Origin of the sequence: Leptothrix ochracea (assembly GCF_041083635.1) — a bacterium.
GTDB classification, from domain to species: domain Bacteria; phylum Pseudomonadota; class Gammaproteobacteria; order Burkholderiales; family Burkholderiaceae_C; genus Sphaerotilus; species Sphaerotilus ochraceus.
The window spans coordinates 1-5,027 of record NZ_JBFPHB010000004.1 but is presented as its reverse complement, the minus strand read 5'-3'; the positions used below and the strand labels follow the sequence as shown (position 1 = coordinate 5,027).

Sequence of the window (5,027 nt, the reverse complement as noted above, 5' to 3'; positions counted from 1 at the left end):
TTGCATCCCCCAGATCCACCGTTCGCAATTCCTCTGCTGCCCACGTCATCACCACACTCCTGCTGCCCTCTGTTCAGCTTAGACACTTCGCCACAGAGTTCAATCAACTTGTGGGTAATGGATAGCTCTTTTGGGGGATATGAGCAAGGTTCGGAACTTACTTCATTTTGACAAGTCATGGCCAATAACCCACCTCTTTTGATCGACTATCGCACCGCCTTTGACCTCGCCCCCATCGGCTTGGTGCTGTCAAGCCAGCGCACCATGGTCGATTGCAATGCGCGCATGCTGGCCATGTTTGGGGCCAAGCGTGCCCAACTCATCGGCCAATCCTTTGGCATGCTCTACCCGACTGACGAAGAATTCGAGCGCACGGGTCAGCGCATCGTCGCAAGCCTAGATGACAGTGGGCATTACGCCGATGAACGCATCATGAAACGTGTGGGGGGCTTGGGTGGTGCGGTAGCGGGTGAGCTTTTCTGGTGCCACGTTTCCGGTCGAGCCTTGGACCCTGCTCAGCCCCATGCTGCGGGCATTTGGGCCTTTGAAGACCTTTCCAATCGCCGCAGCGTGGGGGTGGCGTTGACCGCCCGCGAGCGCGAAATCGCCGCCCTGCTTATCGAAGGCCTGACCAGCAAGCTCATCGGTCGCAAGCTCGGCATCAGCCCACGCACTGTCGATGTCTTTCGCGCTCGACTGATCCGTAAAACCGGGGCCAGCTCGACCCCAGACTTGGTTCACAAGCTGCTGGCGGGCTCGGGCTCCGAGCCGGGTTGAGTCGTTGGCGTGGCTTGAGCTTGCAGATCTTGGTCGATCAAGTACAGGCGGGTGTCGAATTCAAGCTGGTGATAGTCGGGCAGCATGTGCTGGCACAGAGCGTAGAAGGCCGCATCGTGCTCACGCTCCTTGATGTGCGCCAGCTCATGCACCACGATCATCGCCAGCATGGGCTCCGGGGCCAAACGAAACAAGCGGGCGATGCGGATCTCGCGCTTGGCCTTGAGTTGCCCGCCTTGCACCCGTGAAATACGGGTGTGCGTGCCCAAAGCTTGCTGCGTCAGACGCAAGGTGCCGTCAAACACGACCTTGCTCAGCGGCGGTGCGCTGCGCATGTAGCGCGCCTTGAGGGCCTGAACATGGTCATAAAGCGCCCGGTCGGTACGGATGTCATGCGTTTGCGGATAACGCTGGCGCAGTCGCTCGCCAAGCTTGCCGTGGTCGATGAGCTGGCGCACCTGATCGATCAAGGGCTGGGGGTAGCCGTTTAACACGCTCAAAACAGATTTTTCCATGGCGCGGCATGATGCCAGCCCATGATGAACCGTGACACCCCCCGCGAGCCCCCCCGTAACATCACCCCCACCTCACCGCCCCTTTGGCGTGGCTACCTTGCCGCTGGCGGCGTGGTGCTGATCTGGACCGGCTTCATCTTGATGTCGCGCTTTGGCGGCAAAACCAATCTCACCCCTTGGGACATCCTCGCCCTGCGCTTGGGCACGGCCAGCCTGATCTTGTTGCCGCTGTCGCTCAACTTGCCGCGCACGCTTTACGTTGACCTCTTGCGTGACGGCCGACTTTGGCTGCTGGCGCTGCTGGGGGTGTTGCTCTACGGCGTGCTGGTCTACGCCGGTTTCAAAACCGCTCCAGCCGCCCACGTGGGCATCTTGCTGTCGGGTCTACAGCCCTTTTTGATCGCCTTGGTGACATGGGGTTTGCTGCGCACGCCGCCATCCCGACAAACCCGCTTGGGCCTGATCGGTATCGGTCTGGGCTTGCTGTGCGTGGCGTGGCCGCTGGTGTGGAGCCCCGACTTGCTGATCGGTGACGGTTTGGTCTTGGCCGCGTCCATCACGTGGGCGTTTTACAGCGTGCTCAGCAAGCGCTGGAGCTTCGAGCCGTGGCTGCTGACGCGCTTTGTGGCGCTGGCCTCGGCGCTGGTGTTTTTGCCGATCTACGCCCTCTTTCTGCCCAAAGCGCTGGACAGCGTGCCGCCGTCGATGCTGCTGATGCAAGGCCTGTACCAAGGCATCGGCCCGACCATTTTGGCCATGCTGCTGTTTCTCAAAGCCGTCCATATCCTGGGGCCACAACGCACCGGTGCCATGATCGCGCTCGTGCCCGTGCTGGCTGGCGTCAGCGCCGCCCCGCTGCTGGACGAAGCCCTGAGCCTGTCGCTGCTCGGCGGACTGGTCTTGGTGTCTTTGGGGGCTTGGGTGGCGGTGCGACCGGCGGCCCCGGCCCATCGAGGTTCTGAGTAAGATGCGCCGCAAAGGAGACGCCCCATGACATCCAAGATGCTGACAAAAACCACCACCCCCCGTGCCTTGCTCTGCGCGGGCCTGATCGCGGCTTCGGCGGCGGCCCAAGCGGAGGACTTGGTGCGGCTGGGCAATTTGAAGTTCGCTCATTACGGCGCCGTGTCGTACATGAAAGAGGTGTGCGGCAAGTACGGCGTGAAGATCGACGAGCGCATGTTTGCCAAGGGCCCGGACATCATGCCGGCGATGGTGGCCGGTGAGATCGACGTGGCAGCGTTGGCCTCGGACGGTGCGATTTCCGGCCGGGCCAACGGGGTGCCGATTCTGACGGTGGCCGGTTTTGCCAAAGGGGGTGCACGCATCGTGGCGGGCACGGCAACGGGCATCAAAAACCTTAAAGACTTGAAAGGCCGCAAGGTCGGCGTGACGCGGGGCGGCATGCAAGAAATTTTGCTGATGGCCGAGCTTGAAAAGGCCGGCTTGAGCTGGTCGGACAAGGGCGGCAAGGACGTGCAGATCGTCTATCTCGGTTTTGCTGACTTGAACCAAGCTCTGGCCACCCAGCAAATCGACGCCATGTGCCAATCCGAGCCGCAGTCTTCGCAGGCGATCAACAAGAAGTTTGGTGTGGAGGTGCTCAAGCCCTACGACACCGCCATCGGTGAGCCTTACCGGCTGCTGGTGATGAGCGAGAAGCTTTACGGCGAGAAGAAGGATGTCGCCCGTCGCCTGATGAAGTGCTTTGTGGACGCCACCGCCAGCTTCAACCGCGACCCGGCGCTGGCCGAGCATTACGTCAAGGACCAGATGTTCAAAGGTCAGATCAGCTCGCAAGATTTTCGCGACGCGATGGACAACGCCGACTACACCTATGACGTCAGCTTGGAGCACATCGACACCGTGACCGGCTTGATGCAGAAGTTTGGCGTCGGCCGCATGAGCCATCCGCCCAAGGCGGCTGAATGGGTCAAGCTGGACTTGCTCCAAGCGGCCAAGAGTGAGTTGAAAGTCAAGTGAGCGCGGCGGCTGGGATGCGTGGGCTGAACAAACTCACCGGCCTGATCGTGCCGGTGCTGCTGATCGCAGTCTGGGAGGCCTGCGCTCGCGCGGGACTCTTCTCAGCGGTGGTGCTGCCCGCCCCGTCAGCGGTGGCGCTCAAGTGGTGGCAATACCTGAGCCCGGCTGCGCCGTGGGAGCCGACGCAGCAAAGCTGGCTGGCTTGGCTGCTGTCGGGCGAGATGATCGACGACGCCTTGGGCAGTCTCTACCGCGTGGTGGTGGGTTTTGCGGTGGGCTTGGCGCTGGCTTTGCCGCTGGGGCTGGTGATGGGGGCCAGTCCCCGGATCTACGCCCTGTTCAATCCGATGATGCAAGTGCTGCGGCCCATCCCGCCCATCGCCTACATCCCGCTGGCGATCCTCTGGTTCGGCTTGGGCAATCCGCCCTCGGTGTTCCTGATCGCCTTGGGCGCGTTCTTTCCGGTTCTGATGAACACCATCGCCGGGGTGCGCAACGTCGATAGCATTTATCTGCGGGCGGCGCGCAACCTCGGGGTCGGGCGCTGGACGCTCTTCACCCGGGTGATCCTACCTGCCGCCACGCCCTACATCTTGGCGGGGGTGCGCATCGGCATCGGCACCGCCTTCATCGTGGTGATCGTCTCGGAGATGATCGCCGTCAACAACGGTCTGGGCTTTCGCATTCTGGAAGCGCGCGAATTCATGTGGTCCGACAAGATCATCGCCGGCATGCTCACCATCGGCTTGCTGGGCTTGGGGCTGGATACCTTGGTGAGTCGCCTCAATCAGCATCTGCTGCGCTGGCATCGCGGCCTTGAGCAAGATTGAGCCCAAGAAAAGACGAACCATGACGCACATTCACATCGATCACGTCCACAAGGTCTACGCCAGTCAAGGGCGGGAGGTGGTGGCCCTGCAAAACATTCAGTTGTCGATCGCCCAAGGCGAGTTCGTGTGTCTGCTTGGGCCTTCGGGGTGCGGCAAATCGACCTTGCTCAACGCCGTGGCCGGCTTCTCGCTGCCCAGCAGCGGCACCATCCGTGTTGGCGACGCGGTGGTGCGCGCACCCGGACCGGATCGGGGCATGGTGTTTCAGGAGTACGCCCTTTTTCCGTGGATGACCGTGGCCCGCAACATCGCCTTCGCCATGGAGGTTCAGGACCGCACCACGCGCAAAAGCCCGACCGAGATCGCAGCGCGGGTCGATGAATTGCTCGACGTCTTCAAGCTGCGCGACTTTCGCGATCGCTTCCCCAAAGACCTCTCAGGCGGCATGCGTCAGCGGGTGGCCATCGCCCGCGTGTTGGCGATGGATTCGCCCGTGATGCTGATGGACGAGCCCTTCGGCGCGCTCGACGCCCTGACCCGACGCAGCTTGCAAGACGAGTTGCTGCGCATTTGGCAGCGCTTTGGCAAGACAGTGCTGTTTGTGACGCACTCGATCGAGGAATCGATCTATCTGGCCGACCGGATCATCGTCATGACCTATCGACCCGGCACCATCAAACGCGATCAGCGCGTCGATCTGCCCCGGCCCCGCGACCCCGCCGACCCGGCCTTCAATGCGTTGAAGCGTGAACTCGGGGCCTTGGTCATGACCGAGCAGCAGCGTCACGAGGCGCAGGAAGCGGTGTGAGCACATCGAGCCCCTTGAGCGATCGAGCCCGCAGGCATTGAGCGTCGCCCGTTTGAACTTCGCGACACGGTGAGGGGCGTTGCGCGTAGATCGAGCAGCTCACCCCTTCGCCCA

General features: G+C 62.1%; 6 protein-coding genes. 5 read left to right on the top strand and 1 reads right to left on the bottom strand.

Annotation, left to right across the window (positions count from 1 at the left end):
- The first annotated feature begins 177 nt into the window (after positions 1 to 177).
- The gene (locus AB3X39_RS01545; RefSeq protein ID WP_369415598.1) at positions 178 to 777 is read left to right on the top strand and encodes a LuxR C-terminal-related transcriptional regulator; all 600 of its coding nucleotides are present in this window, start codon (positions 178 to 180) and stop codon (positions 775 to 777) included.
- Here AB3X39_RS01545 and AB3X39_RS01540 read toward each other — a convergent pair.
- Positions 738 to 1,292 carry a M48 metallopeptidase family protein gene (locus AB3X39_RS01540; protein ID WP_369415597.1) on the bottom strand — a complete coding sequence of 185 codons (555 nt, stop codon included), beginning with the start codon at positions 1,290 to 1,292 and terminating at the stop codon, positions 738 to 740. The two genes, AB3X39_RS01545 and AB3X39_RS01540, sit on opposite strands and share 40 nt — an antisense overlap.
- Before the next feature lie 21 nt (positions 1,293 to 1,313).
- Between AB3X39_RS01540 and AB3X39_RS01535 the strand changes: the two genes are divergently transcribed.
- From AB3X39_RS01535 to AB3X39_RS01520, 4 genes are read left to right on the top strand one after another with little or no spacing between them, the layout of a single operon-like run.
- Entirely contained in the window at positions 1,314 to 2,258 is a 945-nt protein-coding gene (locus AB3X39_RS01535; RefSeq protein ID WP_369415596.1) for a DMT family transporter, read from the top strand.
- A gap of 24 nt (positions 2,259 to 2,282) precedes the next feature.
- A complete protein-coding gene (locus tag AB3X39_RS01530) occupies positions 2,283 to 3,275 on the top strand; it encodes an ABC transporter substrate-binding protein (RefSeq protein ID WP_369415595.1) in 993 nt (330 codons plus the stop codon).
- Between the two features lie 14 nt (positions 3,276 to 3,289).
- Positions 3,290 to 4,105, top strand: coding sequence for an ABC transporter permease (locus tag AB3X39_RS01525; RefSeq protein WP_369415594.1), 816 nt, complete (start codon positions 3,290 to 3,292; stop codon positions 4,103 to 4,105).
- A 19-nt stretch (positions 4,106 to 4,124) separates the two neighbouring features.
- On the top strand, positions 4,125 to 4,913 hold the full coding sequence (locus AB3X39_RS01520) for an ABC transporter ATP-binding protein (protein ID WP_369415593.1): 789 nt from the start codon (positions 4,125 to 4,127) through the stop codon (positions 4,911 to 4,913).
- Positions 4,914 to 5,027 lie beyond the last annotated feature (114 nt).